General features: G+C 74.3%; 22 protein-coding genes. 9 read left to right on the top strand and 13 right to left on the bottom strand.

Features of this window, described 5'->3' with window-relative positions:
* Positions 1-294: 294 nt before the first annotated feature.
* Positions 295-3,759, bottom strand: coding sequence for an ATP-dependent helicase (locus OIU81_RS12015; RefSeq protein ID WP_329146664.1), 3,465 nt, complete (start codon positions 3,757-3,759; stop codon positions 295-297).
* Between the two features lie 210 nt (positions 3,760-3,969).
* Positions 3,970-4,374 (bottom strand): MGMT family protein, encoded by a 405-nt coding sequence (locus OIU81_RS12020; RefSeq protein WP_329146666.1) that lies wholly within the window; start codon positions 4,372-4,374, stop codon positions 3,970-3,972.
* Positions 4,375-4,973: 599 nt separating this feature from the next.
* On the opposite strand from OIU81_RS12020, the gene OIU81_RS12025 reads away from it, so the two are divergent.
* Positions 4,974-7,589, top strand: a complete 2,616-nt coding sequence (locus OIU81_RS12025; RefSeq protein WP_329155071.1) for a lysylphosphatidylglycerol synthase domain-containing protein — start codon at positions 4,974-4,976, stop codon at positions 7,587-7,589.
* 149 nt (positions 7,590-7,738) lie between these two features.
* Here the strand turns inward: OIU81_RS12025 and moeZ are convergent, their stop codons facing one another.
* The 8 genes from moeZ to OIU81_RS12065 all read right to left on the bottom strand — a co-directional run bounded on the left by moeZ (position 7,739) and on the right by OIU81_RS12065 (position 17,124).
* Positions 7,739-8,917 (bottom strand): adenylyltransferase/sulfurtransferase MoeZ, encoded by a 1,179-nt coding sequence (moeZ, locus tag OIU81_RS12030; RefSeq protein WP_329146668.1) that lies wholly within the window; start codon positions 8,915-8,917, stop codon positions 7,739-7,741.
* A gap of 96 nt (positions 8,918-9,013) precedes the next feature.
* A complete protein-coding gene (locus OIU81_RS12035; protein ID WP_329146670.1) occupies positions 9,014-9,829 on the bottom strand; it encodes a spherulation-specific family 4 protein in 816 nt (271 codons plus the stop codon).
* The gene (locus OIU81_RS12040) at positions 9,817-10,773 is read right to left on the bottom strand and encodes an NAD-dependent epimerase/dehydratase family protein (RefSeq protein WP_189104227.1); all 957 of its coding nucleotides are present in this window, start codon (positions 10,771-10,773) and stop codon (positions 9,817-9,819) included. Before OIU81_RS12040 ends, OIU81_RS12035 begins: the two co-directional genes overlap by 13 nt.
* Positions 10,774-11,020: 247 nt before the next feature.
* Positions 11,021-12,214, bottom strand: a complete 1,194-nt coding sequence (locus OIU81_RS12045; RefSeq protein ID WP_329146672.1) for a hypothetical protein — start codon at positions 12,212-12,214, stop codon at positions 11,021-11,023.
* Positions 12,211-12,456: a hypothetical protein gene (locus OIU81_RS12050; RefSeq protein WP_329146674.1), complete on the bottom strand. Its 246-nt coding sequence runs from the start codon at positions 12,454-12,456 to the stop codon at positions 12,211-12,213. The genes OIU81_RS12045 and OIU81_RS12050 overlap by 4 nt, the downstream gene beginning before the upstream one ends.
* Positions 12,450-14,363, bottom strand: a complete 1,914-nt coding sequence (locus OIU81_RS12055) for a DUF3492 domain-containing protein (protein ID WP_329146676.1) — start codon at positions 14,361-14,363, stop codon at positions 12,450-12,452. The genes OIU81_RS12050 and OIU81_RS12055 overlap by 7 nt, the downstream gene beginning before the upstream one ends.
* 272 nt (positions 14,364-14,635) lie before the next feature.
* Complete coding sequence (locus tag OIU81_RS12060) at positions 14,636-16,087, bottom strand: DUF3152 domain-containing protein (protein ID WP_443073975.1); 1,452 nt, start codon at positions 16,085-16,087, stop codon at positions 14,636-14,638.
* 8 nt (positions 16,088-16,095) lie between these two features.
* Positions 16,096-17,124, bottom strand: a complete 1,029-nt coding sequence (locus tag OIU81_RS12065; protein WP_329146678.1) for an alpha/beta fold hydrolase — start codon at positions 17,122-17,124, stop codon at positions 16,096-16,098.
* Positions 17,125-17,293: 169 nt separating this feature from the next.
* Here OIU81_RS12065 and OIU81_RS12070 point away from each other — a divergent pair, with 169 nt between their 5' ends.
* The 4 genes from OIU81_RS12070 to OIU81_RS12085 all read left to right on the top strand — a co-directional run bounded on the left by OIU81_RS12070 (position 17,294) and on the right by OIU81_RS12085 (position 19,196).
* Complete coding sequence (locus tag OIU81_RS12070; protein WP_329146679.1) at positions 17,294-17,512, top strand: hypothetical protein; 219 nt, start codon at positions 17,294-17,296, stop codon at positions 17,510-17,512.
* A 148-nt stretch (positions 17,513-17,660) separates the two neighbouring features.
* A complete protein-coding gene (locus OIU81_RS12075) occupies positions 17,661-18,302 on the top strand; it encodes a TetR/AcrR family transcriptional regulator (RefSeq protein WP_329146681.1) in 642 nt (213 codons plus the stop codon).
* A 117-nt stretch (positions 18,303-18,419) separates the two neighbouring features.
* A complete protein-coding gene (locus OIU81_RS12080) occupies positions 18,420-18,647 on the top strand; it encodes a DUF3107 domain-containing protein (RefSeq protein ID WP_189104738.1) in 228 nt (75 codons plus the stop codon).
* Between the two features lie 258 nt (positions 18,648-18,905).
* A complete protein-coding gene (locus OIU81_RS12085) occupies positions 18,906-19,196 on the top strand; it encodes a hypothetical protein (protein WP_329146684.1) in 291 nt (96 codons plus the stop codon).
* 25 nt (positions 19,197-19,221) lie between these two features.
* On the opposite strand, the gene OIU81_RS12090 is transcribed toward OIU81_RS12085, so the two are convergent.
* Positions 19,222-19,959 (bottom strand): ferritin-like fold-containing protein, encoded by a 738-nt coding sequence (locus tag OIU81_RS12090; protein WP_329146686.1) that lies wholly within the window; start codon positions 19,957-19,959, stop codon positions 19,222-19,224.
* Between the two features lie 327 nt (positions 19,960-20,286).
* Here OIU81_RS12090 and OIU81_RS12095 point away from each other — a divergent pair, with 327 nt between their 5' ends.
* The 3 genes from OIU81_RS12095 (at position 20,287) to OIU81_RS12105 (ending at position 24,140) form a co-directional block, all read left to right on the top strand.
* Positions 20,287-22,545 carry a DEAD/DEAH box helicase gene (locus OIU81_RS12095; RefSeq protein ID WP_443074133.1) on the top strand — a complete coding sequence of 753 codons (2,259 nt, stop codon included), beginning with the start codon at positions 20,287-20,289 and terminating at the stop codon, positions 22,543-22,545.
* A 116-nt stretch (positions 22,546-22,661) separates the two neighbouring features.
* Positions 22,662-23,528 carry an alpha/beta fold hydrolase gene (locus tag OIU81_RS12100; protein WP_329146688.1) on the top strand — a complete coding sequence of 289 codons (867 nt, stop codon included), beginning with the start codon at positions 22,662-22,664 and terminating at the stop codon, positions 23,526-23,528.
* 129 nt (positions 23,529-23,657) lie between these two features.
* The gene (locus OIU81_RS12105; protein ID WP_329146690.1) at positions 23,658-24,140 is read left to right on the top strand and encodes an SRPBCC family protein; all 483 of its coding nucleotides are present in this window, start codon (positions 23,658-23,660) and stop codon (positions 24,138-24,140) included.
* A gap of 61 nt (positions 24,141-24,201) precedes the next feature.
* Here OIU81_RS12105 and OIU81_RS12110 read toward each other — a convergent pair whose 3' ends face one another.
* Positions 24,202-25,128: an NYN domain-containing protein gene (locus OIU81_RS12110; protein ID WP_329146693.1), complete on the bottom strand. Its 927-nt coding sequence runs from the start codon at positions 25,126-25,128 to the stop codon at positions 24,202-24,204.
* 206 nt (positions 25,129-25,334) lie between these two features.
* Here OIU81_RS12110 and OIU81_RS12115 point away from each other — a divergent pair, with 206 nt between their 5' ends.
* Positions 25,335-25,487, top strand: coding sequence for a hypothetical protein (locus OIU81_RS12115; protein ID WP_329146695.1), 153 nt, complete (start codon positions 25,335-25,337; stop codon positions 25,485-25,487).
* Between the two features lie 154 nt (positions 25,488-25,641).
* Here OIU81_RS12115 and OIU81_RS12120 read toward each other — a convergent pair whose 3' ends face one another.
* Positions 25,642-26,247 carry a MarC family protein gene (locus OIU81_RS12120; RefSeq protein ID WP_189104599.1) on the bottom strand — a complete coding sequence of 202 codons (606 nt, stop codon included), beginning with the start codon at positions 26,245-26,247 and terminating at the stop codon, positions 25,642-25,644.
* Between the last annotated feature and the right edge of the window lie 45 nt (positions 26,248-26,292).

Raw genomic sequence — 26,292 nt, forward strand, 5'->3', positions numbered from 1 at the left:
TTCCTCTCCCACAACGGGAGGGGGCGGGCCGGAGGGGCCGGTGTGTGGGACGTAAAGCGAAGCAGTCCCACACACCGGCCCCGGAGGCCCGTCACCGCACCCCGACAGCCCCGCGCAGCGGACCCCCGCCCGCCGCAGGCGCAACGACGAGACGACACACGACGCCGCAGACGACAACGCGGGAACCAGCCCCGCGCAGCGGAGAGCGCACCGCGAAGCGGGCGAAACACGGCGAGCAACAAAGCACGGCGGGAAAGCCAAAAACGTGGGAAGCCGAACCAAGCGCAACGGAACTCACTCCACCACGTGCCGCCCCTCCGGCTGGGCGCTGCACGAGGCGCGGAAGGTGCAGTGGGTGCAGTGGGTGCCGGTGGTGGGGGTGAAGCGCTCCTCCAGGACGCGGCCTGCGGCGGTGGCGAGCAGGTCGCCGACCCACTCCCCCTCCAGCGGCTGCTGCGCCTGTACGGCGGGCAGGGCGTCGCCGCCCTCCTTCTGGGGTGCGCCCAGGCGCAGATGCACCAGTTCCGCGCCGCCCGGGTCCGGGGTGCGGCCGTCGAAGGCCTCGTCGAGGGCGCCCTCGCGCACCGCGAGCTGGTAGACGGCGAGCTGGGGGTGGCGGGCGACCTCGGGGCCGGTCGGTTTCTGCTTGCCGGTCTTGAAGTCGACGACGTACGCGCGTCCCTGTGCGTCGCGGGAGACGTGGTCCATGCTGCCCCGGATGCGGACCTCGTGGGTGCCGGCCCGGAGGGTGAGGTCGAAGCCGTGCTCGGTGGCGACGGTGTCCCGGCCGCGGGTCTCGCGCTCCATGACGTGCCAGCGCAGGAAGCGCTCCAGAGCGGCGCGCGCGGTGTCCTTTTCCTGGCGGGACTTCCAGGGGGCGTCGAAGGCGAGCGCGTCCCATACGGAGTCCAGGCGTTCCATCAGGACGGCCAGATCGGCGGGGGTGCGGCCGGAGGCGACCTCGTCGGCGAGGACGTGCACCACGTTGCCGAAGCCCTGGGCGGCGGTGGCGGGGGTGTCCGCCTTGACCTCGCGGCCCAGGAACCACTGGAGGGAGCAGGTGCGGGCGAGCTGGTCGAGGGCGCTGCCGGAGAGGACCACGGGCCGGTCGCGGTCGCGCAGCGGGACGCTGCTGCGGGTGGGTTCGTGCAGGCCCCACCAGGTGTCGGGGTGGGCGGCCGGTACCAGGGGGTGGTGGTCGTCGTCGCGGAGCGCGGCCAGGTGGGCGAGCCGCTGGGCGGCGGCCTCGCGCAGTGCGGGGGTGGCGGCCGGGTCGACGGTGGTGGCGCGCAGTTCGGCGACGAGTGCGGCCACCGAGAGGGGGCGGCGCGGGCGGCCGGTGACGTCCTGGGGGGTGACGCCCAGCTCGGTCAGGAAACGGGACGGCTGGTCGCCGTCGTCGGCCGCGCCCTTCACGGCGGTGACGACCAGCCGTTCGCGGGCGCGGGTGGCGGCCACGTAGAACAGCCGGCGTTCCTCGGCGAGCAGGGCGCCGGCGGGCAGCGGCTCGGCCAGGCCGTCGCGGCCGATCCGGTCGGCTTCCAGGAGCGAGCCGCGCCGGCGCAGGTCGGGCCACAGCCCTTCCTGGACGCCGGCGACGACGACGAGCCGCCACTCCAGGCCCTTGGCGCGGTGGGCGGTCATCAGGCGTACGGCGTCGGGGCGCACCGCGCGGCGGGTGAGGGTGTCGGCGGCGATGTCCTGGGCGTCGAGTTCCTCCAGGAAGTTGAGGGCGCCGCGGCCGCCGGTGCGTTCCTCGGCGCGGGCGGCGGTCTCGAAGAGGGCGACGACGGCGTCCAGGTCGCGGTCGGCGTTGCGGCCGGCGGCGCCGCCGCGGTGGGCGGCCCGCTCCAGGCGCTGCGGCCAGGGGGTGCCGTCCCACAGCTCCCACAGCGCCTGTTCGGCGGTGCCGCCGTCGGCGAGGAGGGCGCGGGCCTTGCGCAGCAGCAGGCCGAGCCGCTGGGCGCCGCGGGCGTAGCCGGGGTCGTGGGCGACCAGGCGCCGGGGGTCGGCCAGGGCGCGGGCGATCAGCTCGTCGGAGGGGCGGGGCAGTGGCTGTCCGGCGTGGCGTTCCTCCTCGCGCAGGGCGCGGCCCAGCCGGCGCAGGTCGGCGGAGTCCATGCCGCCCAGCGGGGAGGCCAGCAGGTCGGTGGCGGTTTCGGCGTCGAGCCACCCGGGGGCTGCGCCGTCCCCCTCCGGGGCGGTCGGTCCGGGTGCGGCCTCCTGGGGGGCGGTCTCGGCGGACGGGGCGTCAGGGCCGGCGTCGGGGGCGGGGCCCAGGGCGGCCCGGGCCGCCACCCGCAGCGCCGTCAGCAGGGGGGCGACCGCGGGTTCGTGCCGCAGCGGCAGATCGTCGCCGTCGATGTCGAGGGGGACGCCGGCCGAGGTGAGCGCACGGCGCACGGCGGGCAGCGAGCGCCCGCCGGCGCGGACGAGGACGGCCATCTCGCGCCAGGGCACGCCGTCCTCCAGGTGGGCGCGGCGCAGGATGTCGGCGACGTTGTCGAGTTCGGCGCCGGGCGTCGGGTACGTGTACGCCTCGACGCGGCCGCCGTCCCGTACGGGCCGGGGCTCGCGGTGGGCGCGTACCTTCGCGGCGGGCAGGCGGGTGAGCGGCATCCGGCGGGTCAGCTGCCGGGTGGCGGCGAGCAGGTCGGCGCCGGAGCGTCGGGAGGTGCCGAGGACGGCGACCGGGGCGGGGGTGCCGTCGCCGCGCCGGAACGTCTCGGGGAAGTCGAGGATGCCGTTGACGTCGGCGCCGCGGAAGGCGTAGATCGACTGGTCGGGGTCGCCGAAGGCGAGGAGCGTGCGTCCCGGGGAGCCCGGTGCGGCGGACGCGGTGTGGTTGCCGGCCAGTGCGCGCAGCAGCCGTACCTGGGCGGCGTCGGTGTCCTGGTACTCGTCGACGTAGACCGCGTCATAGGCGGTTGCCCACCGGGCCGCGGTGTCGGTGTGTTCGGCGAGCAGCACCGCGCGGTGCACCAGTTCGGCGTAGTCGAGCACGCCCTGGGCGTCGAGGACGTCGAGGTATTCGGCGAGGAAGCCGGCCGCGGCGCTCCAGTCGGGGCGTCCGGTGCGGGCGGCGAAGGCGCCGAGGGCGTCCGGGCCCAGGCCCAGTTCGCGGCTGCGGGCGAGCACCGCGCGGACCTCGTCGGCGAAACCGCGGGTGGTCAGGCAGGCGCGCAGCTCGTCCGGCCAGCGCACCCGGCCGCGGCCCGCACCGGCCAGTTCGGCCTGTCCTTCGAGGAGTTCACGCACCACGAGGTCCTGCTCGGGTCCGGACAGCAGCCGCAGCGGGTCGGCGAAGAGTTCGGCGTCCTGGTGGGCGCGGACCAGGGCGTAGCAGAAGGAGTGGAAGGTGGTCGCCTGCGGGATGCCGGGCCGGCGCGGGCCGGCGCCGGTGCCCGCGGGCCCGCCGGGCGGTGCGTCCGGTCCGGTCAGCCGGGCCGCGAGCCGGTCGCGGAGTTCGACGGCGGCCTTGCGGCTGAAGGTGAGGACGAGGATCCGTTCGGAGTCGCCGCCGGAGCGCACCCGGCGGACCACCGACTCCACCAGCGTCGTGGTCTTGCCGGTGCCCGGCCCGGCCAGCACCAGCAGCGGCCCGTGCCGGTGGTCAACCACGGCGCGCTGGGCTGCGTCCAAGACAGGAGGATCCACCCGCCCCGGCGCGGTGCGCACCAGGCGGTACGCGCCGGCGGTGTTCCGCCGCGCCGCCCGGTGGGGCTGCGTCGGCGGGACGGCCGAGAAGGAGGAGCTCACGTGGATCGCCGGTCCTGAGGAGAGTGCGTGGTCGTGGTGCAGAGAGGGTGCGGGCCGCCCGGCGGTGCGCGGAGCGGGTCGGGCCGCGCGGCGCGGGCCGGCGCCGCCCGGTGGGGCCGCGTCGGCGGGACGGCGGTGCCCGACGCTACGCCAGCTGTCCGGCGGGCCCGGCAGCAGCCTCCCGATCGGCCGGGAGGCGGGGCGCCGGCGCTACGGCTCCCCGTCGCCCTCCTGGCGCCCGTCCCAGCGGGCGCGCCGCATGTCGAGGCGCGGTATGTGCCCGCGCGTCATCGCGGCGGCCCGTGTGCCCCCTTCGCGGGTGTCCCCCGTGGGGGTGGTGCGCAGGGGCGTGCCCTCGTCGCGGTAGTGCGCGAGCGCGCGCAGTTCGCTGCCGGGCAGCAGCAGACCGTCCGCGCGCACCACCCGCCACCAGGGCACCGCGCCGCCGTAGAGCGCCATCACCCTGCCGACCTGCCGCGGTCCTCCCTCGTCGAGCCACTCGGCGACATCGCCGTACGTCATCACCCGGCCCGCCGGGATCAGCTCGGCGACGGCGAGGACCCGCTCCGCGTATGCGGGGAGTTCATCCGCCGTCGAATCTCCGCTCCCACTCATTCGGTCCATCCTGCCGCACGGCACCGACAATGGGAGCGGACACCGGGTTGCGCACCGCCGGGCAGGTCGCCGGGGCGGCGCCACCGGCCCCGGTCGGCGGCGGCGGTTCCGCTTCCCGCACCCCCGAAATGCACCCTGATGCCCTCCACCGCCGGTCGGCCGTGCCACCATCTTCCGGACGGTGACTGGTGATACGAGATCAAGAAGAGACGGCCGGGCAGCAGGGCGCAGCGCCTCCACGGGAGGCGGGCGCCCCTGCGGCGCTGTCCGTCGACGCCGCCGGCACCGCACCCGGACCGGCCGCAGTGACCGGGCTGCCGGAGCGGAAGCAGGCGGCACCACAGGGGAAGCACCAACGGAGGCCGGCCACGGCTTCCGCTACCGAAAAGGCGAGCACGATCGAGAAGGCCGATAGACCAGGGGCATCCGAGAGGCCACAGGGGCCCGAGGAACCCGAGGAACCCGAGCGGCAGCAGGAGGAGCGGGACGAGGACCGGCCGGGCCGGGGCACGGACGACGGGGCCGGGCGCGGCGGCGGTGAGAAGCCGGCGTCCGGTGCGGGCCGGGGCCGGCCCCGCACGGGCGCGCACCGCTCCGATCTGACCGCGGACGAGCACGGCGAATTCCACGTCGACCGGGTCTCCGGTGACGAGCCGCTGCTGCCCGCCCGGGTGCACCGGCCCTCCGACCTGCTGCGGCTGCTGCTCGGCATGGCCGGGATCGCGCTCGTCCTCGGGCTCACCACGTTCGCGCAGGGCACCACCCAGGGCCTGGAGAACGACATCGGCAGCGGCGCGAAGGCCGCGCCCCAGCTGCTGATCACCCTGGCGGGGCTGACGTCCAGCGTCGCGGTGCTGATCGTGCCGGTGGCGTTCGCCGTCGAGCGGCTGATCAAGCGGGACGGGCTGCGGATCGCGGACGGGGTGCTCGCCGCCGTCCTCGCCCACGGGGTGTCGCTGGCCACCGACCTGTGGGTGGCCGAGGCCGCCCCCGCCTCCATCCGGGACGCGCTGACCCAGACCCTGGACAACGGGGCGCTGACCGCTCCGGTGCACAGCTATCTGGCGCCCGTGATCGCCTATATGACGGCGGTGGGCATGTACCGGCGGCCCCGCTGGCGGGTCGTGATGTGGTGCGTGCTGCTGCTGGACGCGTTCGCGGTGCTGGTCGGGCGGTACACCACCCCGTTCGCGATCATCACGACGGTGCTGATCGGCTGGACCGTCGCCTACGGCACCCTCTACGCCGTCGGCTCGCCCAATGTCCGGCCCACCGGCCAGAACCTCCTCGCGGGGCTGCGCCGGGTCGGTTTCCGCCCGGTCTCCGCACTGCGGGCGGAGGACATCGGCCCGGACCACCCCGAGCACACCGACCGCGGCCGCCGCTATCTGGTGACGCTGGAGGACGGCCCGCCGATCGATGTCACCGTCGTCGACCGCGAGCAGCAGGCGCAGGGCTTCTTCTACCGGGTGTGGCGCCGGCTGTCGCTGCGCGGCATCAATCAGCGGCGCAGCCTGCAGTCGCTGCGCCAGGCGCTGGAGCAGGAGGCGCTGCTGGCGTACGCGGCCATCGCGGCCGGCGCGAACGCCCCGAAGCTGATCGCGACCTCGGAACTCGGCCCGGACGCGGTGATGCTGGTCTACGAGCACATCGACGGCCGCAGCTTCGACGCGCTGGCCGACGAGGAGATCACCGACACGCTGATGCACAGCGCCTGGCGGCAGGTCGAGGCGCTGCAGTCGCGGCGGATCGCGCACCGGCGGCTGGTCGGTGACGCGTTGCTGGTGGATCGTTCCGGCAATATCGTCCTGACCGAGCTGCGCGGCGGCGAGATCGCGGCCGGTGACCTCGTGCTGCGGATGGACATCGCCCAGCTGCTGGCCACCTGCGGACTGCGGGTCGGGGCCGAGCGGGCGGTGGCCGCGGCCGTCGAGGTGCTCGGCCCGGACGCGGTCGCCGACAGCCTGCCGCTGCTGCAGCCGATCGCGCTCAGCCGCACCACCCGTGCCACGCTGCGCCATCTGGCCCGTGAGCGCTCCCAGCGGGAGCGCGACGCGGTGCTGGCCGCGTCGCAGGCCGTCAAGGAGGCGCGCGAGGCGCGGGAGGCGGAGAGCGCCAAGGACCGCAAGACGCTGCGGGCCGAGCGGCATGCGGAGAAGAACGCCGAGAAGCGCGCCCTGGACGAGGCCTCGGAGGAGGCCCGTGAGGAGGACCTGCTCGCGCAGATCCGCCGGCAGGTGCTCCTGATCCGCCCGACGGCGGTGGTCCAGCCCGCCAAGCTGGAGCGGCTCAGCCCGCGCATCCTGATCAGCTGGATCGCCGGCGCCTTCGCGGTGTATCTGCTATTGACCCAGCTCACCCACGTCAACCTGGGCGATGTGGTCAGCAAGGCCGGGTGGGTATGGGTCCTGGTAGCGATGTTCTTCTCGGCGCTGACGTACATCGCGGCGGCGATGAGCCTGCTGGGGTTCGTCACGGAGCGGGTGTCGTTCGTCCGGACGGTCATCGCGCAGATCGCGGGCAACTTCGTGAAGCTGGTGGCGCCCGCGGCGATCGGCGGGGTGGCGCTCAACACCCGCTTCCTGCAGCGCGCCGGGGTCCGGCCCGGTCTGGCGGTGGCGAGTGTCGGCGCGTCCCAGCTGTTCGGTCTGGGCAGTCACATCCTGCTGCTGCTGGTCTTCGGTTATGTGACCGGCACCCAGGAGCAGGCCCCCTCGATCACGCCGTCCCGTACGGTCATCGCCGGGCTGCTGACCGTGGCCGTCCTGGTCCTGGTCGTCACGGCGGTGCCGGCGCTGCGCAAGTTCGTCTCCCGGCGGGTGCGGTCGCTGTTCGCGGGAGTGGTGCCGCGGATGCTGGACATCCTGCAGCGGCCCGGGAAGCTGGTCACCGGCATCGGCGGGATGCTGCTGCTGACGGCGGCGAACGTGATGTGCCTGGACGCCTCGATCCGGGCCTTCGGCGGCGGCGACAAGATCACCTACGCGGGTATCGCGGTCGCCTTCCTCGCCGGTAACGCGCTGGGCTCGGCCGCGCCGACGCCCGGCGGGGTGGGCGCCGTCGAAGGTGCGCTGATCACCGGGCTGACCCTGGCCGGGCTCCCCGCCGGCACGGCGCTGCCGGCGGTGCTGCTGTTCCGGCTGCTGGTCTTCTGGCTGCCGGTGCTGCCGGGCTGGCTGGCGTTCAACTATCTGACGCGCAAGGGCGAGATCTGAGCGGGGCCGGCCGCCGCACCGGCCGGGCCACACCGCACCGCGGCACACGAAGGCGCCGGTCCGTACGACACGGACCGGCGCCTTTCGCATGGTATCCGGCAGGTCTTCGGCGGGCCGCGACCGATGCCGCGGCCCGCCGAAGGGGAAGGTCAGTAGACCGGCTTCTCCGGCTCGACCGTGTGGACCCAGCCGATGACGCCGCCGCCGACGTGCACGGCGTCGGCGAAGCCCGCGGACTTCAGCACGGCCAGGACCTCCGCCGAGCGGACGCCCGTCTTGCAGTGCAGGACGATCTTCCGGTCCTGCGGGAGGTCCTGCAGGGCGGTGCCCATGAGGAACTCGTTCTTCGGGATCAGCCGGGCACCGGGGATCGAGACGATCTCGAACTCGTTCGGCTCGCGGACGTCGATGATCTCGATCTTCTCGTCGCCGTCGATCCATTCCTTGAGCTGCCGGGGAGTGATCGTCGAGCCGGCGGCCGCCTCCTGGGCCTCCTCGGAGACCACGCCGCAGAACGCTTCGTAGTCGATGAGCTCGGTGACGGTGGGGTTCTCCCCGCAGATCGCGCAGTCGGGGTCCTTGCGGACCTTGACCTGGCGGTAGGTCATCTCCAGCGCGTCATAGATCATCAGGCGGCCGACGAGCGGGTCGCCGATGCCGGCGAGCAGCTTGATGGCCTCGTTGACCTGGATGGAGCCGATGGAGGCGCACAGCACACCCAGGACGCCGCCCTCGGCGCAGGAGGGCACCATGCCGGGCGGCGGGGGCTCCGGGTACAGGCAGCGGTAGCAGGGGCCGTGCTCGCTCCAGAACACCGACGCCTGACCGTCGAAGCGGTAGATCGAACCCCAGACGTACGGCTTGTTCAGCAGCACACAGGCGTCGTTGACCAGGTAACGGGTGGCGAAGTTGTCGGTGCCGTCCACGATCAGGTCGTACTGCGCGAACAGCTCCATGACGTTCGTGGAGTCCAGGCGCTCTTCGTGGAGGTTGACGGTGACGTACGGGTTGATGCCCAGCACCGTGTCCTTGGCGGAAGCCGCCTTGGAGCGGCCGATGTCCGCCTGGCTGTGGATGATCTGGCGCTGCAGGTTCGACTCGTCGACCTCGTCGAACTCCACGATGCCGAGCGTGCCGACGCCGGCCGCGGCCAGATACATCAGCGCGGGCGAGCCCAGGCCGCCGGCGCCGACGCACAGCACCTTGGCGTTCTTCAGCCGCTTCTGCCCGTCCATCCCGACATCAGGGATGATCAGGTGGCGGGAGTACCTGCGGACCTCATCGACGGTGAGCTCGGAAGCGGGCTCGACCAGGGGTGGCAGCGACACGGGGACTCCGTTGGTCGGTTCAGATGGGGTTCCCTCGCACGGGCGGAGCCGAGAGCGGGGGAGCTTGCTCTCCCGGTAACACTGCCACGCCCTTCTTCATTCCGAGACACCCGTTCCGATGCGCGAGACGAAATCGTCCCAGTAGCCGGGCAGTGACGCCCAGGCGTCCCCGGCACCGCCCGCCGCCCCGGCGGCCCGGCGGTCGGTGAGGTACACGGTGCCCGCCCCCTGCCAGCGGGCGATCCGCAGCGCCTCGTCGAGATGGCTGCCGGGCACCCCGTGGACGAGGTGACAGAACCGCTCCGGAGGGTAGTCGGCGGTCCACTCGGCCACCTGGGACCAGCGGTAGTCGTCCCAGGAGCCGGCGAAGGTGACGAGCTGGTCGGCGGATTCGGCATAGCCGGGGTAGGGGTGGGTGCCGTGCCCGAAGACGAGGTGGCCACCGCTCAGCGCGCGCAAGGTGGTGGCCAGGCGCCGGGTCGCGGGCAGCTGGGTCCGGTCGGTGGGGCAGCGGTCCAGCCAGAAGCCGTCGGCCCGGTACCACTCCAGATAGCGGCGGGCATCGGTGAGCAGCTCCCCGAAGGGACGCGTACCGCGCCCCAGATCGAGGTGGCCCAGTATCCGCACGCCCGTCTCGCGCACCCGGGCCGCGGCCGGCAGACAGTGCGGATCGGGGCGGGCGCCGGGCCCGTTGGACACATTGAGCACCGCCCAGTGCACGGCGCCCACCCCCACCACCGGGCCGCCGCTGCCCGGCTCCGGAGGCGACAGGAAACCGCCCGCGCAGCGCAGGAGTTCGGCCCACTCGGTGGGGGCCAGCAGCGGATGGGCGAAGCCCGGTACGCCGATGCCGGCCCCGAGGGCCCCGGTCGGGGCGCGGGTGCCGCCCGCGGAGGTGGTCAGATGCGACATGCCGCCTCCATCCAGATGTCCGCGAGGGACTCCTCCAGCCCGATCCGGGGGCGCCAGCCGAGCCGGTCGCGGGCGGTGCGCACATCGGCCTGCTGCCAGGTGCCACAGCCGTCCGGATACGGGTAGGTGGCGGGCGGCGAGCCGACCGGGTGCTCGGGGGACGGGCCGGGGATGACGAGCCGGGCGGGCGGGGAGTCGATCTCGTGGAGCGCGCCGCCGAAGCCGGCGACCCGGGCCAGCACGGACGCGGCCTCGCGCAGCCGGACGGCGCGGCCGGTCCCGATGTTGACGACGCCCTGCGCGGCGGACAGCGAGGCGGCGTGCACCGCACGGGCCACGTCGCGGACGTCGACGAAGTCCCGCTGCACGCCGAGCCCGCCGAGCTTGAGCTCGCTGTCGCCGGACTGCATGGCGCGGCGCATCGCCTCGGCGAGCCGGCCGAGCGGCGATCCCGCCGGGGTGCCCGGGCCGACCGGCGAGAAGATCCGCAGCACGACCGCGTCGAGGTCGGAGCCCAGGACGAGTTCGGTGGCGGCGAGTTTGCTGACGCCGTACGGACCGCCGGGACGGGGCACCGCGTCCTCGGCGGTGGACGAGCCGGGCTGGGAGGGCCCGTACTCGGACGCGCAGCCCAGGTGGACCAGCCGGGCGCCGCAGCTGCTGCGGCGCAGCGACTCGCAGACGGTGGCGACCGCGACGGTGTTGTGCCGGGTCAGTTCGCGGGCGCCGCCGCGGGTGGCACCGGCGCAGTTGACGACGACCCCGGGGTGGACCGCGTCGAGGAAGCGGGTGAGCGCCCCGGGGCTGCCGGAGGCCAGGTCGAAGCGGACATCGGCGTCGTCGCCGCGCCCCAGGGCGGTGAGCTGGACGGCCGGGTCGGCGAGCAGACGGTCGGCGACATAGCGGCCCAGGTAGCCGTTGGCGCCGATGAGCAGCACCCTCATCGTGCAACCCCCCGGTCCGCGCGGCGTGTGGTCGGCTGGACGTTCATATGTCGTGCTCCTAAGACGGATCGGGGGAAGTGCGTCGTCGGCCGCGGAGCCGGGGCCCGCCGGGGTGACGGGGGCCACGGTGAGATCCGCGGCGCGGGGGCCGGCGCGGCCGTTTCGGGGGGCCGCGCCGGGAAGGGTGTGTGGTGGGGGTGTCCGAGCGGGGGTGCGGGGAGCCGGGGGCCGGTGGTCGTCCGGTGGGTCACGGCCGGTGTCCCTCCGCCGGTCCGGCGGGGGCGGGCGAGTGCGCGCAGGCCCCGGTGAGCGCCCGCAGGCCGTAGCCGAGCAGGCCGAGGGCGGCGGCCGTGCAGGCCACGGCGGGCACCGCGGCCGTGCCCGCGGCCGCGGTGAGCGCCTCGACGGGGGCGTCGAGCGGCGGCACGCCGGGGAGCCGGGCGATCAGCACCAGGGTCAGGGCGAGGTACTCCACGGCGGCGGCCGAGGCCAGGCCGGCCGCGGCCGCCTCGGGGAAGCCGTGCACGGTCAGCAGCCGGGCCAGGAAGAGCAGCACCCCCAGGGCGGCCGCCGCGACCAGCGCCGTGGTGCCCGCTCCGCCGAAGACCGCGTCCGCGCCGAGGAGCAGCCCCACCAGGGCGGCCAGGAAGAGCAGCGTGGCGGCCGGCAGCAACGGCCGTACCCGGGCGGCGAGTTCCTCCAGGCCGCGGCTGGTGGCCAGACGGCGCCGGGCGCGCCTGGCGTACCAGTGAGCGCAGCCGGCCGCGGGAGCGAGGGCGCAGGTCAGTGCCACGGCGGTGGCGACGGCGGCCCGGGGGGCGGCGTGCGGCAGGTCGGGGCCGCCGGTCAGCAGCTGGGCCAGCAGCCAGTCGCCCCAGACCGCGTATCCGGCCGTCCAGCAGACCCACAGGACGGTGGTGCGCGGTCCGCCGCCGTGGCGCCGCCGCAGCGGCCCGGACCGCAGGGCGAGCCGGACGGCGAGCGCGAGCAGTACCGCACCCGCGGCGCCAGCCGCGCCACGGACGGCGGGAGGCGCCGTGTCCGTGGCGGCCAGGGCGGCGACGGTCGCGGCGCAGACGGCACCGGGCAGCAGCTGGAGCGCCGCGCGCACGCCGCGGGAGCGCCGGGCGGGGGCGGGCGGGCGACGGTCCGCGGCGGCGGTGTCCCGGTCGGCGCGTGGCACGCGGGCGTAGAGCTCCTCGGCGAGGGAGAAGACGTCACGGTGGCGGAAGCGTGCGGCCGTGCGGTCGGTGACGCCGTGCGCCTCCAGGCCGGCGGCGATCTCCAGCGCGTCGACGGCGCGGGCGCACAGCTCCTGGTGCCGGTGCATCAGGGACCGCACGGGGTCGGCGGGGCCGCGGCGCGGCGGTGCGGACCGGTCGGCGGCACGGTCCCTGATCGGCGCGACGGCGTGGGGGGCGGCGCCCTCGGGGGTGCTCATGCCCGGGCCCCCCGTTCCCGGCTCCGCGCGCAGCCGCCGTGGCCGGGACGCGGGGCGGGGTGCGGCCGGAGCGCACGGCCGCGGCCGTCCGGGGAGGTGTGCCGGACGGGCACCGGGCTGCCGGGACGGGCGCCGCGCCGGCCGCCGCCGTGCGCCACGTCCGCCCCGCCGGTCACCAGGGCCGCACCCATCGCGCACATCGCACCCATCGCACCCATCACGTCGAGCAAACCCGTCACCATTGCCCTCTCCCTCGCGTCGGCCGGGGCTGTCCGGTCGCGGGGTCGTCCCGTCTCACCGGCTGTCTCATTCCTCGGGCACCGGCCGCTCCCCCTGCCCCGGCCCCGGCGCAGCCGGCGGCCGGCACCGGCGTCGCGGCGGGGCGCTCCCCCTCGGGCACCGCCCAGCTCGGCGTGCGGCCGGCCGGTGCGGCCGCACGCGTGGCGGCGCCGGTCACCGCCCAGCGGCCCGGAACATGGGACTCGGCGGGGCGGGCGAAGGGCTGCGGGAGGCCGCGGGCGTCCCGGGCGCGCCCGGCGGCCGGGCGGGCCGGGGCGTGCGAGATCAGCTCCAGATAGATGCCACGAAATGCCGCGACATTCTGCTCGACGGTGAACAGTTCCAGCGCCCGGGCCCGGGCCGCCGCGCCCAGCCTGGCCCTGCGGTCCGGGTCGGCGAGCAGCGCCCCGCAGGCCTCCGCAAGGGCCCGGGGGTTACGCGGCGGCACCACCAGCCCGGTGCCGCCGATGACTTCGCAGACCGCGCCGACCTCCGTCGACACCGTGGCGCGGCCGCAGAACATCGCCTCCACCAGGGAGCGCGGAAAGCCCTCGACGACACTGGAGAGCACCACCACGGCACCGGAGGCGTAGGCGTCCTGGAGGGTCGGCACCTCGGGGCTGCCGATCTCCTCGAAGCTGACGGGGTTCTCGCCGACGGTGCGGGCGTCGGCCGCCTCGTCGGGGAAGAGCTGGGCGGCCAGCGCCCGGCAGTGCGCGAGGTATCCGGGCGCCTGCGGGTCGCGGCCGGGCCCGCCGATGATCCGCAGGGTGGCCCGCGGCTCGGTCCGGCGGATCCCGGCGAAGGCGTGCAGCAGCGCGACGAGGTCCTTGGCGGGCTCGACGGCACCGACCCACACCAGCGTCTTGGAGTCGTCGGCCGCGGCGTCCGCGACGGCGCCGAAGGGCCCGGCGTCCATACCCGGATAGACCGTGCGCAGCCGGGCCCGGTCGGCGCCGCAGCGCTCCTGCCAGCGCCGGGCATGGGTGTTGCCGGGGGTGATCAGCGCGGCGCGGGCGTAGGCCTCGGCGGCCAGGGCGCCCTGGAAGGCGGCGAGCAGCGCGCGCACCGGGGCGCTCAGCGGCGATGCGGCGCCCGCGAGATAGTGCTCGCGAAGGCGTACGCCGTACTCGGTGACCAGCAGCGGGGTGCCGAAGAAGTGCCCGGCCAGCAGCCCGGGGAGCGCGGCCGCGCCGGCGGAGGTGGCATGGCACAGGTCCACCCCGCCGAGCCCGGGTGACCGCCGGTCGCCGTACCAGTCCAGGGACAGCGGCCGCAGCGCGAGTTCGAGCCGGTCGGTGACCGCCAGCAGGTCCTTGACCTGGGCACCGTGGGCGGCGGGCAGGGCGCGGGGGCCGTGGCAGGCGGCCTCCAGGATGCGTACGGCCTCCTCGGAGCGCAGCAGGGCGGGCAGTTGGCCGTGCTCCCCGGCGAGTTCGGCGAGCCCGTAGAGACCGGTGGCGAAACGGTCCGCCTTGCTGGTCACGGGTGGACCGGGGGCATCGCCGCCACCGGCCGGCGCGGCCGCGGCCGGCCCGTCACCGGGGGGCGTGGTGGCGAAGGCGGCCACCAGGTCGCCGAAGTGCCCGGCGAAGCGCCGCCGTTCACGGCGTCCGGGGCCGCGGCCCCGGCGCTGCTCGGCGGCCCGGCGCTGCCCGGCGGGGAAGTCGCCCCACAGGGGTGCGCTGCGCACCAGCCGTACGTGTCCGGGGAGTTCGGCCGGGCGCCGCGCCTCCTGGCGGGCGTCGGTGTGCAGGGCGTAGACCTCGAAGTCGTGGCCGGTGAGCCCGCGCACGAGCCGGTCGCACCATGCGTGCGACTCGCCGTACGCATACGGATAACCACCCTCGGTGAGCAGTCCAATTCGCACGAGCGCACCCCCGTCCTCCCATATCGACGTCCCTGGCGTCCCAGCGGCACGGCCGCCACCTGCAGGAAGAAGCTATGCAGAACGGCCGGTGGCGCGATGGACGGTTGTCCATCGCGCCACCGGAAGGGGTGAAACCACGTAACTTTCCGCCCCCGAGGGCGTTTCGACGCGCTATGCGGCCCCCGGGGATGCGCCGGACCCTGCGGCCCCTCCCGGGAGGCCCGCCCCGGCGCCGGGTCCGGGGCCGCGTCTGCGTCTGCGTCCGGGTCCGGTCACCGTTGAGTGGGGAACGGCCAGGGGTTGGGGCGGCAGGTCACCCCGTCCGTCGTCAGGAACTTGGTCTGCTGCATCATCACCGGGGCCAGGGCGCCCTGCCGGGGGCAGGGCTCGTGATTGTGTCCGAGGCGGTGGCCGACCTCGTGATTGATGAGCATCTGACGGTAGGTCAGCATCTTGTCGCGGCCGTAGGTCGTGGAGCCCTGTGCCCACCGATAGGCGTTGATCATGACGCGGTCGGTCGCCGCCGAGTCGCAGGAGACGTTCTCCTCGCGGGTGTCGAGACCGGACTTGGCGCACCATGCCGAGGTGGTCCCCGGGCTCGCCAGCGTGATCACGAAGTCGGCGTGGCCGGAGGACACCCGCTCGAAGGTCATCTTCCCGCCGTGGGACCAGCTCCGGTCGTCGTTGAGGGTCCTGTGCACCGCTTGGGCGAAGAGCTTGCCGTCCAGCGGCAGCCCCTCCTCGATGTCCACGCGATAACGCAGCAGCTTGCCGTGCCCGGGGGCCTTGGCGGCGCCGGGGACCGGGGTGAACTTCCCGGCGGCCGTCAGATCCTCGGCCAGCGGGAAGACCTTCGCCATCTGCGCGTCGTAACCCTCGTGCTTGGCGTCCTGGGTGGCGCGGGCGTGGGACCGGGAGGCCTGGTCTCCGGTGTCTCCGGTGTCGTCGCCGCGGTCGGGCCCGCTGCGCGGCTGCGGGCCGGCGTCGGCCTTGTGCTGCTGGGCGACCTGCCCCGCGATGACCACGGCGAGCACGGTGGTCACCGCCGCGGCCGCCGCGCCGGTGAAGGTCCGGCTCTTGCCGCCCTTGCGGGTACCGTGCCGGGACTCCTCCGGGTCCTCGGCGCCGCCCGGCTCCCCGTCGTGGGGACCGTGCGGGCCGGAGCCGTCCGCGCCGGCCTCATCCGGCTCGTCCGCCTCGTCGGCCATCCCCCGCTCGAAGACCACCGAGCGCCCGGTGAACCGGCCGCCGGCGGGCATCCCGCCCGGGCCGGAGCCGTACCCGCCGGCCGTCGGGCCCGCCGGGCGGGGCGCACCGGCCAGGAACACATCGTCGTCCGGGTCCTCCACGGCGCCCTCGGCGCCCGGGAAGGACCGGGCATCGAAGGCCTCCACATAGTCGCGCCGCGGCCCCGGGCCGCCGCCCGGTGCGGTGAGCGACGGCCCGCCGGGCCGCTCCGTGCGCGGCCGGGGAATCCTCGGCGTGCCCTGCCCGGACACCGGCGAGGACGGCGCCGCGCCGGGGAGCGCGCCCCAGCCGCCGCCCGGTTCGTGCTGTTCGGGATGGCCGCCGCGCACCGGGTCGCCCTGGAGCGACTCGCGCCTGCGGCGCCCGGGGCCGGGCACGGAGGAATCGCCCCCCGTGGGGCTCTTGCCGGGCGGACCGGCCGTCGGTGCGCTGTCCACAGTGGTCTCGGGCCGGCCTCGGCGGCTATGACGTCCCACGCGGCGTGTCAGCTCCTGCCCGCATCTGCGGTCGCATCGGTTTCTTCACTGTCCAGCAGTTCGCGGACGGCCCGCGCCACCGCCTCGGGGTACTCCATCATCGCCACATGCCCCGCCTCCGGAAGCGTCAGCATCCGCGCACCGCGGAACGCCGCGGCCGCCCGCCGCGCCATCCGGAAGGAGACCAGGCGGTCGCGTCCACCGTAGACGAGAAGCGTGGGGGCGAGTACGCGCTCTGCCTGACGCCACAAATTATGCTGTCCGCCCAGCGTGTAGGCGTTCACCAACCCGCGGGCCGAGCGCTCCATCACCTCCCAGAAATACGGGAGTTCCAGACGCCGCGCGTATTCGTCGGCCGCGGAGTTGAACCCTTCCGGGCTGACCCGGCCGGGGGCGCCGTAACACAGCGCCAGCACCTCACGGGTACGGCGCTCGGGCGTCCAGTCATGGGTGAGCCGGCCGAAGAGCCGGGCGATGCCGGGGACCGCGAGCAGCGCCGTGGGCACCGCCGTCCGCTGCGGCCGCAGCTCGGGCAGCGCCGGGGAGATCAGTGTCAGGGTGCGCACGAGATCGGGGCGCACCGCCGCCACCCGGGTCGCCGCCGCGCCGCCCATGGAGTTGCCGAGGAGGTGGACGGGGCCGCGCCCGGCCGCGTCGAGATGGCGGATGAGCGCGCGGGCCTGCGCCGAGACGGAGTAGTTGCCGTCGTCCGGCGGCGGTGACAGCCCGAAGCCGGGCAGGTCGACCGCCTCGCCGTCCAGCCGGTCGGCGAGCAGCGGCATCAGATCCGACCAGTTCTGCGAGGACCCGCCGAGGCCGTGGACGTAGAGGGCGGGCTCTCGCGCGCGGGCGGCGGCGCCGTCCGCCGCGCCGGGGGCGGCGGGCCCCGCGGGAGGTCCGTCCGGCGCCCGCAGGGCCAGCGTCAGACCGGGCAGGGTCACGGTGCGCACCGTCTCCGCCCCGCCGCGCCGGCCGGCACCCGCCGGGGGTACCGGAAGGGCGGCGGTCGCGGTGTCCGGCGACTCGGTCGAAGACATGGGTCGATGTTACGAGACGATCACGCCCCCGATCGTGTGTCCGCGGTCACACACCGCATCGCGCTGCCGCGGCCACTCTCCTACGCTCGTAGGCGAGGGCAGCCGCCCCGGCCGCTGCTTTCATGCCAGGCGTCAGCCGACGGAACGAGCACGCGGAAAGGGAGCCACCATGCGCGTCGACCCGACAGATCCGGAGACCTTCGTGGACGAGAGCGACGCCACCGATATCGACGTCGAAGCACCGGAAGCGGACGCCGCCGAGCAGTACGCCGACCTCGCACCCCAGCACGACGAACCGCTGACCGGCCTCGACCCGGACGAGGCGAACGAGGCGGATCGCGCCGAACAGGCCCGTGTCGTGGAGCTCAACGAAGACGAATACCGATGACCTGGGACGTTATGTCGGCTTCCGGTGAGGGGGTCGGGCAGAAAAAACCGACCGGGACCGCGCACAGCCGGGTTACCCAAAAGTACGATGGCGGGCGCGGTGCACCACCTTGTACGGACCGCGTACGAACCAATCTCTGGGAGGCAGCGTGAGCGCCATCGAGCAGACCGAGGCGGCGCGCCCGCGGGGCACACGCCTGCCACGTCGAGCCCGGCGCAACCAGCTTCTGGGCGCCGCCCAGGAAGTTTTCGTCGCGCAGGGCTACCACGCGGCCGCGATGGATGACATCGCCGAGCGGGCGGGCGTCAGCAAGCCCGTCCTCTACCAGCACTTCCCGGGCAAGCTCGACCTCTACCTCGCCCTGCTCGACCAGCACTGCGAGTCGCTGCTGCACTCGGTGCGTTCGGCGCTGGCGTCGACGACCGACAACAAGCAGCGGGTCGCGGCGACGATGGACGCCTACTTCGCCTACGTGGAGGACCCGGGCGGCGCCTTCCGGCTGGTGTTCGAGTCGGACCTCACCAACGAGCCGGCGGTCCGCGAGCGGGTGGACAAGGTGTCCCTGGAGTGCGCCGAGGCCATAAGCGCGGTGATCGCCGAGGACACCGGCCTGTCGCGGGACGAGTCGATGCTGCTCGCCGTGGGCCTGGGCGGGGTCTCGCAGGTGGTGGCGCGCTACTGGCTGTCGTCGGAGAGCCAGGTTCCGCGCGACACCGCGGTGCAGCTGTTGACGTCGCTCGCCTGGAAGGGCATCGCCGGCTTCCCGCTGCACGGCAGCGACGCGCACTGACCCTGTTCGCTGCGGGCGTGGTCCATGGCGCCCTGCGCTTCCCCGTACCGGGCTAATGTGTGCTGCGTACGGCGCGGATGGCCGCGCACCCAAGTGACCGTCGGAGGGACATAAGCCGTGGAGGTCAAGATCGGCGTGCAGCACGCGCCCCGCGAGATCATTCTGGAGAGCGGGCAGTCTGCCGAAGAGGTGGAGAGCGCGGTGTCCGAGGCGCTGAGCGGCACGTCTCAGTTGCTGACCCTGGTGGACGACCACGGTCGCAAGGTGCTGGTCCCGGCGGACCGGCTGGCCTATGTGGAGCTCGGCGAGCCGACCGCCCGCAAGGTCGGTTTCGGCACGCTCTGAGCAGCACGTGCCCGAGGCGACAGCCGGAGGCAGCAGGGGCGGCGGCCCGGAGATCTCACTCCGGGCCGCCGCCCCTTTTTCCGGTCCGCTCCGGGGCCCGATCCGCCGACTTTGCGCAGATCAGGCCGTTCGAGTCGGTGCCGCTGAGCTGATCGGGCAGGGGACCGGTGCGGAGAGGGTTGCTGCCGGTGCCCCCTGGGTACGACCGCAACGACCGATTTGTTCAGCGGTCGATCTCGTCACGCGGGAGGGAACAGCATGATCTTCGAAGCGCTCGGCGCCGTGCTCATCGGCTTCGCCATCGCCCTGTCCGCGACGCACTGGCTGCCGGACCGCTTCCCCGCGCGCACCCTCACGCTCGCCACGGGCCCGGTCGCGGCGCTGCTCGGCGCGCTGCTGACCCGCTCGATCCTCGGCCCCGGCCATCCCGTCCAGGTGATGATCGCCGCGTGCGCCGTCGGTGCGGCCCTGCTGTCGGTCGTGGCACGCCCGCCGCACCGCCGTCTTCGGCGACCCGCCGCGGCACTGAAGGGGCACCGGACGGCCTGAAACCGCCCGGCACCGCCTGCCGGCGTCAGGCCGCGAGCCCCAGGGCCGCCATCCGCTTGGTGTGCGCCTCGGTGATCCGCGAGAACATCCGGCCGACCTCGGCCAGGTCGAACCCGTCGGCCACGCCGCCCACCAGCATCGTGGAGAGCGCGTCGCGGTCCGCGACGACCCGCTGCGCCTGCGAGAGCGCCTCGCCCATCAGCCGGCGGGCCCACAGCGCCAGCCGTCCGCCGACCCGCGGCTCGGCCTCGATGGCCGCGCGCACCTTCTCCACGGCGAACGACGCGTGCCCGGTGTCGTCCAGCACGGCCAGCACCAGATCGCGGGTGTCGGAGTCCAGCCGGGCCGCGACCTCGCGGTAGAAGTCACTGGCGATCGAGTCGCCGACATAGGCCTTGACCAGGCCCTCCAGCCAGTCGGACGGTGCGGTCTGGCGGTGGAACTCGTCGAGGGCGGCGGCGAAGGGCTCCATCGCCTCGTTCGGCTCCGCCTCGATCTGCGCGAGCCGCTCCCGCAGCCGCTCGAAGTGGTGGAACTCCGCCGAGGCCATTTTGGCGAGTTCGGCCTTGTCGTCCATCGTCGGCGCGAGCTTCGCGTCCTCCGCCAGGCGCTCGAAGGCGGACAGCTCGCCGTAGGCGAGCGCGCCGAGCAGATCGATCACGGCGGCCCGGTACTGCGGGTCGACGGATGCCTTCGCCCAGTCCTGGGCGGCGATCCCGGTGTGTTCTTGCGCGTCAGCCGCGGCGTTGTCAGGCGTTCCCATGACCGGCACAATAGCCCGCTCGGCGGCTCGGGGAAGGGCCTGGTCAGCCACAGCCGTTCCCCCGTACGAACGACGGCCGCCACCGGCTTCCGGGGCCCCGCCGGGCCGTGATGTATTCCTCACTCATACAAGCCTTCGGATGGACGCGCCATATCCGGGGTACAGTGGTATGCGGACCTGCCGAGTATCGGTGGGTCGTTCCACGAAGCGGATGCCCGGTCGGTGGCCCGATCGGCTCCAAACCGACCGCCCTCTGCTGCGACGCGTACGAAACGTGCGTACCGCAGGAGGGACACCGCTCGCGGCAGGAGTGCCTGAGCGTTGGCAGTGGTCCCGCCCCACCGGCTGTTTCAGGCCGGCCCCGTACGAACTCCGTACGACGGTGCGGTACGACCCCCTTCGCCGCCTCACGCCGCGTCTCACAGAAGAGGCAAGATTCTGTCTACGTTCCGAGACCTCGGGATTTTCCCCGAGACGGCCGAGGCCCTAGAAGCCGTCGGCATCATTTCCCCCTTTCCCATCCAGGAGCTGACGCTCCCCGTCGCCCTCTCCGGCAACGACGTCATCGGCCAGGCCAAGACCGGCACGGGCAAGACGCTGGGCTTCGGCCTGCCGCTGCTGGAGCGCGTCACGGTCCCCGTGGACGTCGAGGTCGGCCGGGCGCAGCCCGCTCAGCTGACCGAGGCGCCGCAGGCCCTGGTGGTCGTGCCCACCCGCGAGCTGTGCCAGCAGGTCACCAACGATCTGCTCACCGCCGGCAAGGTGCGCAATGTCCGGGTGCTGGCCATCTACGGCGGCCGTGCCTACGAGCCGCAGGTCGAGGCGCTGAAGAAGGGCGTCGACGTCATCGTCGGCACGCCCGGCCGGCTGCTCGACCTCGCGGGCCAGCGCAAGCTGGACCTCTCCCAGGTCAAGAGCCTGGTCCTGGACGAGGCCGACGAGATGCTCGACCTGGGCTTCCTGCCCGACGTCGAGAAGATCATCCAGCTGCTGCCGGCCAAGCGCCAGACGATGCTGTTCTCCGCGACCATGCCCGGCCAGGTCATCTCCCTGGCCCGCCGCTACATGTCGCAGCCCACGCACATCCGCGCCACCGCGCCGGACGACGAGGGCCAGACCGTCGCCAACACCGCCCAGCACGTCTTCCGGGCCCACTCCATGGACAAGCCGGAGATGGTCTCCCGCATCCTCCAGGCCGAGGGCCGGGGCCTGGCGATGGTGTTCTGCCGTACCAAGCGGACCGCCGCCGACATCGCCGACCAGCTCGCGCGCCGCGGCTTCGCCTCCGGCGCGGTCCACGGCGACCTCGGCCAGGGCGCCCGTGAGCAGGCGCTGCGCGCCTTCCGCAACGGCAAGGTCGATGTCCTGGTCTGCACCGACGTCGCCGCCCGCGGTATCGACGTCGAGGGTGTGACGCATGTCATCAACTACCAGTCGCCCGAGGACGAGAAGACCTACCTGCACCGCATCGGCCGTACCGGCCGCGCGGGCGCAAAGGGCACCGCGGTCACCCTCGTCGACTGGGACGACATCCCGCGCTGGAAGCTGATCAACAAGGCGCTGGACCTGGCGTTCGACGAGCCGGAGGAGACCTACTCCACCTCGGCGCACCTCTACGAGCAGCTGAGCATCCCCGCGGGCACCAAGGGCGTGCTGCCGCGCGCCGAGCGGACCCGGGCCGGGCTGGCCGCCGAAGAGGTCGAGGACCTGGGCGAGACCGGCGGCCGCGGCCGCGGGCCCCGCCGGGGCACCGTCGTCGAGGAAGAGCGTCCCGCGCGCACCCGTACCCCGCGGCAGCGCCGCCGGACCCGTGGCGGCACGACGCCGGACGACTCCGCCGCCGAGGCGCAGACGGCCGGCTCGCCGGCCGTCGCCGAGGACAGCGTGAGCACGGAGGCCGCCGAGCCGCGCCAGCCGCGCCGGCGCCGCCGGACCCGTGGTGGCCAGTCCGCCGCGGTGCCCGCGCCGGCCGCCGCGGAGGCGGTGGCCGAGGCCGCCGCGCCCGCTCCGGCCGCCGAGGCACTTGCCGAGGCGCCCGCCAAGCCGCGCCGCCGCCGTACCCGCGCCGCCCGTCCGGAGGCCGGCGAGGCCGCCGCGACCGCGGTCGACACCGCCGAGACGACCTCGGTCGCCACCGCGGTGAGCGAGCCGGCCGAGGCGCCGGCCGCGCCGCGCCGCCGGACCCGGGGCGCCACCAAGGCCGCCGCGGCGACCGCGCCGGCAGCGGTGACGGAGCCCGTGACCGAGCCCGTCGTCGAGGCGGAGGCCGCTCCGGCCAAGCCGAAGCGCACGCGGAAGACCGCCGCCGCCAAGGCCGCCGAGGCCGCGGTGGACACCGTCGAGGCCGCCGTCGAGGCGCCCGCCAAGCCCAAGCGCACGCGGAAGACCGCCGCCGCGAAGGCTGCCGAGGCCGTGGTGGAGGCACCCGCCGCCGAGGACGCCCCGGCCAAGCCGAAGCGCACCCGCAAGGCCGCCGCCAAGCCGGCCGCGGAGGTGGCGGAGGCCGGCGAGGCCGCCGAGGCCAAGCCGGTGCGCCGCCGCACCCGGGCCAAGGCCGCCGTCGCCGAGGCGACGACCGAGAGCTGACGCCCGGCCGGCCACCGCCGGCACGCACGGTCCGACGACCCGGCCCCGCTTCCCGCGGGGCCGGGTCGTTCGGCGTCCTGGCCCGGTTCGCCGCCCCGCCCGGATAACCTCGGCTCATGAGCAGGCCGACCGTCCTCACGCTGCCCCCGTGCGCCCGCGCGTACCGACTCGACACCGCGCGCGGCTCGTTCGCCGTGCACGATGCCCGGCCCGATGCCGCGCCGATCGGGACGGCCCTGCTGGTGCCCGGATTCACCGGCAGCAAGGAGGACTTCCTCGCGCTGCTGGCGCCGCTTTCAGCGGCCGGGTTCCGGGCGGTGGCGGTGGACGGCCGCGGCCAGCACGAATCCCCCGGCCCGCGGGAGGAACAGGCGTATGCACAAAGGGAGTTGGCCCTCGATGTGCTGGCCCAGACGCGGGCCCTGCGGGAGCCGGACAGCGGGCCGGTGCATCTGCTGGGGCACTCGCTGGGCGGGCTGGTGGCCCGGGCCGCGGTGCTGCTGGACGCGGCCCCGTTCCGTTCGCTCACCGTGCTCAGCTCCGGGCCCGCCGCCATCGCGGCGTCCCAGCAGGCCCGGGTGCGGATGCTGATCGAGGCGCTCGGCGGGCTCGACATGGAGAGCGTCTGGCGGGCGATGCGCGCACTGGACCCCCCGGAGGCGGCGGACGCGGCGACGCCCCCGGAGATCGGCGCGTTCCTGCACCGCCGCTGGCTGAACACCGTCCCCGAGCAGCTGATCGCGACCGGCCGTCAGATGCTGGCGGAGCCCGACCGGGTGGCGGAGCTGGCGGGTACGGGGCTGGCCACCCATGTCGTGTCCGGCACCGTCGACTACGCCTGGCCGGTGTCGTCGATGGACGAGATGGCCGAGCGGCTCTCCGCCCGGCGCACCGTCATCGAGGGCGCCGAGCACTCCCCCAACGCCGAGCGGCCGGAGAAGACGGCCGAGGCGCTCGCCGGGTTCTGGAGCGGGGTGGGCTGAGCGCGGGGCGGGCCGCGGGGGCCGGGCGGACCGTGTCACCAGGACAGCACCGGGTGGTTCGGCGAGCATCGAAGAGACGGAAGGGCACCGGCGCCCGGCCGCCACCGGCTGCACAGGAAGGGCCCGACCATGACCGAGAACCCGGCGACCCCCCCGGCCGATGACGAGGGCGGCCCCCACGGCATCGCGCTCAACCGGACCTTCGACGCCCGCCGCGAGCTGGTCTTCGAGGCCTGGACGACGCCCGAGCACTTCGCGTACTGGTTCGGCGGGGAGCTGGAGGTCCCGGTCGGCCGGATGACGATGGACGCCCGGCCGGGCGGCGTCTGGAGCCTGGTGATGCGCACCCCGGACGGCAGTGAGCTGCCCTTCTCCGGTGTCTACCGCGAGGTCGCCGCCCCGGAGCGACTGGAGTTCACGGTCCGCGACTCGGCCGCGCCGGACGGCGCCGAGGGCGAGATCGTCCGGGTCACCCTCACCGATCTCCAGGGCCGTACGGAAATGGCGTTCCGGCAGCTCGGCGGGCATCTCACCGCCGAGCAGTACCGGCAGGCGGAGGCGGGCTGGGCGGGCTTCTTCGACCGCCTGCGGGAGCTTCTCGCCCGGGCCTGACCCGGCGCGGGCCGGCCGGGACGGGCGCCCGCCGGCGGGCCCTCCCCCGGACGGGCACCGGTCAGCGCTGCCCCTGGACGTGTTCCCAGAAGCCGTCGCGCAGCACCCGCCGCAGATCGGCATGGCTGCGCAGGGAGTGCCGCAGCAGGGCCTCCGCGGTGGTCAGCAGCTCCTGGTCGACCGCGCCGGGCAGATACGGATGGCCGGGCAGCAGCTCGGCGAGCCACCCCCGGCCGCGCTCGGCCAGCCACTGCGCGGCGACCTGCGCACCGACGAAGCGGACCTCCTCGCGCTGCGGCGCGGGCCCCTCGCCGACCGCCGCCTCGCCGTACTCGGCCCCGACCCGGCGGGTGACGTACGGCTTGCAGAATTCCAGGTCGAAGGTGCGGGCGCTGTCGACCTCCCACAGCAGCGGTTCGGCCTGGTTGCGGCCGCCGGAGGCCTCGATGCCCCACAGATGCACCCGCGCGCCGTAGCCCTGCGCCGCCTCCACCGCGGAGACCAGGTCCTCGTCGCCACCGATGAGCACCGCATCGGTGATCGCGCGGTGCCGGGCCAGCGACTCCAGGTCCGAACGGATCAGGGAGTCGACGCCCTTTTGCTGGTTGTTGGCGTTGAGGTTGCCGAGCCGGACCTTCACATCGGGCAGCTCGGCGATCCGCTGCTGCTCCTGGGTGTGGATGCGGCGGCGGGCGCCGTCGTACCAGTAGACGCGCAGCAGCCGGCTGTCCGGGAAGATCATCCGGGCCTTGTCGATGAAGGCCTCGATCATGCCCTCGGCGTCCAGGTCGAAGGCCTTGCGGTCCTCCGTGCCGGCGACCAGCCGCCCCGCCGCGGCATAGACATAGCCGGCGTCCACGAAGGCCGCATGGGTGGAGGGGGTGGTGGCGACCTCGGCGAGCACCCGGGTGAGCAGCTCGTTGGTGCGCTCGATCCCCGCGGTGAGCGTGGTGAGGTCGGAGGGGCCCGTGGGCTGGACGTCGTTCATACGGGACCCATTGTCCGGGCGGTCACTCTCCGGGCACAACCGCGTCCCCCGGTGGCCGTATTTAGACGGTCGAAATTTTTCCTTAGCGTAGGGAATGATTGCACTGGGCACGTCGTTATACGTATCGGGAGCGCACGGCAGCGACGCCGCGCGGCTCCCGTACTCAGCAGTTCTCCACAGGAGGATCAGACGAAGGGAGAAGCACTGTGCGCTTCGAGATCATGCGCCTGGACGATGCCAACGGCTCCGCCGTGGACAGCACCGTCGTGGACGCCGCCTCCGTCAACCGGATAGTGCAGCAGGCCGCCGCCACCGGCCAGCGCATCTACATCCGCCCGGCCGACACCGCCGCCCGCTGATACCTGCCCCGCCGCCCGATGCGGCGGATCCGCCGGCCGTGGCCCGATCGGCCGCCCGCGGACAGCGCAGCGCCCCCGTACGCAACGGTGTGTACGGGGGCACTGTGCTGTCCGGCCCGTGTTGTCCGACCCGGGTTGTCCGGCCCGCCGGGCGTCAGGCCGACTGGATCACCTGGAGCACGCCGTTGATGATCTGCTGCACGGCGAGCGCGGAGAGCATCATGCCCGCCAGCCGCGTCACCAGGACCACTCCGCCGTCCTTGATCACCCGGATGATCACCAGCGAGAACCGCATCACCAGGTAGAGCACCACATGGATGGCCGCGATCGCCGTCCAGACGGCGAGCTGGGCGGCGGCGCCGTGCGCGTGCTGCACGGCCAGGATCACCGACACGATCGCGCCGGGACCGGCCAGCAGCGGCATGCCCAGCGGCACCAGCGCCACATTGACGTCCTTGGTCTGGGTCGGCTCCTCCGACTTCCCGGTCAGCAGATCCAGCGCGACCAGCAGGAGCAGCAGCCCGCCCGCGATCATCAGCGCGGGCGTCGAGATGTGCAGCCGGCCCAGGATCTGGCGGCCGAAGAGGCCGAAGACGGCGATGACGCAGAAGGCGACGGCGGCCGCCTGCCAGGCCATCCGGCGCTGCACCTTGGCCGGGCGGCCGGAGGTCAGGGCCAGGAAGATCGGCGTGATCCCGGGCGGGTCCATGATCACGAAGAGGGTGACGAACAGGGTACTGAAGACGGCGACGTCGAACACGGTGATGGCCTTGCGAGAGGTGGTACGGGACAAGCGCTCACGGGC

It is taken from the genome of Streptomyces sp. NBC_01454 (assembly GCF_036227565.1).
Lineage (GTDB): Bacteria > Actinomycetota > Actinomycetes > Streptomycetales > Streptomycetaceae > Streptomyces.